Raw genomic sequence first — 2,480 nt, 5'->3', positions numbered from 1 at the left:
CGCCGCCCACCGCATGGTCACTCCACGCCGGTGGGCGCCTCGCCGGAGCCCGAGGCCCGGCCACTCCACGGCGCGGAGCTCCTCCGCTCAGCCGTTCCCCGGGGGACGCCTCGGCCCGGCGCGGAAACCCGGGCGACGGCGGGCCGCAGGAGAGGCGAAGGGCCCCGGCGGCTGAGGGGCCGCCGGGACACGGGTCAGCGGCGGCCGATGGTCAGCAGCGGGCCCGTCGTGTCGGCGAAGAAGTCGTTGCCCTTGTCGTCCACGACGATGAAGGCCGGGAAGTCCTCCACCTCGATCTTCCAGACGGCCTCCATGCCGAGTTCGGGGTACTCCAGCACGTCGACCTTCTTGATGCAGTCCTGCGCGAGCCGCGCGGCGGGTCCGCCGATGGAGCCGAGGTAGAAGCCGCCGTGCGCCCTGCAGGCGTCGGTGACCTGCTTGCTCCGGTTGCCCTTGGCCAGCATGACGAACGATCCGCCCGCCGCCTGGAACTGCTCGACGTAGGAGTCCATCCGGCCCGCCGTCGTGGGGCCGAAGGAGCCGCTGGCATAACCCTCCGGCGTCTTGGCCGGGCCCGCGTAGTAGACGGCGTGGTCGCGCAGGTAGGACGGCATCGGCTCGCCGGCGTCGAGGCGTTCCTTGATCTTGGCGTGGGCGATGTCGCGGGCGACCACGAGCGGGCCGCTCAGCGACAGCCGCGTCCTGACCGGGTATCGGCCGAGCTCGGCGCGGATCTCCGACATCGGCCGGTTGAGGTCGATGCGCACGACGTCGCCCTCGAGGTCGTCCTCGGTCGTGTCGGGCAGGAAGCGCGCCGGGTCGGGCTCGAGCTGCTCGAGGAAGACGCCGTCGCGGGTGATCTTCGCGAGGGCCTGCCGGTCGGCGCTGCACGACACGGCGATCGCCACCGGGCAGGACGCGCCGTGCCGGGGCAGCCGGATCACGCGGACGTCGTGGCAGAAGTACTTGCCGCCGAACTGCGCGCCGATGCCGAGCTGCTGGGTGAGCTCGAACACCTGCTGCTCCAGGTCCAGGTCGCGGAAGCCGTGCCCGGCCGGGCCGCCCGAGGTCGGCAGGGTGTCCAGGTAGTGCGCGGAGGCGTACTTGGCGGTCTTGAGGGCGTACTCGGCGCTGGTGCCGCCCACGACGATCGCCAGGTGGTACGGCGGGCAGGCCGCGGTGCCCAGCGAGCGGATCTTCTCCTCCAGGAAGGCCAGCATCCGCTTGGGGTTCAGGACGGCCTTGGTCTCCTGATAGAGGAAGGACTTGTTGGCGCTGCCCCCGCCCTTGGCCATGTAGAGGAACTTGTACGCGTCACCCTGCGTGGCGTACAGCTCGATCTGCGCCGGCAGGTTGCTGCCGGTGTTCTTCTCCTCCCACATGCTCAGCGGCGCGAGCTGGGAGTAGCGGAGGTTCAGGCGCGTGTAGGCGTCGTAGACGCCGCGGGCGATGTGGCGCTCGTCGTCGCCGTCGGTGAGGACGTGCTGCCCGCGCTTGCCCATGACGATCGCGGTGCCGGTGTCCTGGCACATCGGCAGGACGCCCGCGGCGGCGATGTTGGCGTTCTTCAGCAGGTCCAGGGCCACGAACCGGTCGTTCGGGGAGGACTCGGGGTCGTCGAGGATCCGGCGGAGCTGCGCGAGGTGGGCCGGCCGCAGGAGGTGTGAGATGTCGTGGATCGCCGTCTCGGTGAGCAGCCGCAGCACCTCCGGTTCCACCTGGAGGAACGTACGGTCTCCGGCGCCGAGCTCGCTGATGCCGTCGGTCGTTAGTAGGCGGTACTCGGTCACGTCGGGACCCTGCGGAAGCAGTTCGGTGAAGGCGAACTCGGACATCGGTTTCCTCACAGGCGGCACGTGTGGGTGAGAGCTACCAGGGTAGAGCGGCCCGTCGACGGGATGGACGAGGGTCTTGGTTCCACCCAACAGGGGTATGTCCGCTTTGGGGGAATCATGGTTCTGATGTCACACGCCGTGATCAGCGGCCTTTTCGGCAACGAAGCGGCGATCTTCGGGGTGCTGATCGTCGTGGGCCTGGTCCTGGTGACCCTCTTCGTCATCGGCTGGATCGTGATGGTGCGCCGGGGCGGCAACCGCGAGTGGCCGTTCCGCTGATCGTCTGAGGCCCACGATCACTCCGAGGCCGACGAGAAGGGCCCCGGCGAGTTCGGCGATGCCCGGAGACCGCAGTCCGAGCGCCATCGTGGTCGCCACCGCGCTGATCGGGATCAGCCCGGCGAACAGCCCGGCCCGGTCGGCGCCGATCCGTCCCAGCGCGTCGTACCAGGCGATGAACGCGGCGGCCGTGACGACGAGCGAGAGGTACCCGAGCCCCGCGGCCTCGCCCCACGTCGGCGTCCGCAGCACCGACCTGCCGTCCACGGCCAGCCCGGCGGCCAGCAGCATCGGCACCGCCGCGGCCGCCGAGTAGGCCGAGACCCGCACGGCGCCGAGCCGGGGCAGCAGCGGCAGGGCCAGCAG

At 70.7% G+C, this 2,480-nt stretch carries 2 protein-coding genes; both read right to left on the bottom strand.

The window, feature by feature from the left end:
- Positions 1-194: 194 nt before the first annotated feature.
- Entirely contained in the window at positions 195-1,835 is a 1,641-nt protein-coding gene (locus tag ACFFNX_RS47560; protein WP_378213016.1) for a fumarate hydratase, read from the bottom strand.
- 129 nt (positions 1,836-1,964) lie between these two features.
- The coding region (locus ACFFNX_RS47555; RefSeq protein ID WP_378213015.1) for an EamA family transporter at positions 1,965-2,480 on the bottom strand (516 nt) is incomplete at its 5' end.

The organism is Actinoallomurus acaciae (assembly GCF_042429965.1).
In the GTDB taxonomy this organism is placed as follows: Bacteria; Actinomycetota; Actinomycetes; order Streptosporangiales; family Streptosporangiaceae; genus Actinoallomurus; species Actinoallomurus acaciae.
Note: the sequence above shows the minus strand (reverse complement) of the source record. Positions and strands in the feature narration are given on the sequence as shown.

What these genes read in the sequence shown, in the direction of transcription:
- ACFFNX_RS47560 (WP_378213016.1), bottom strand. Translation starts at nt 1,835, where the DNA reads ATGTCCGAGTTCGCCTTCACCGAACTGCTTCCGCAGGGTCCCGACGTG.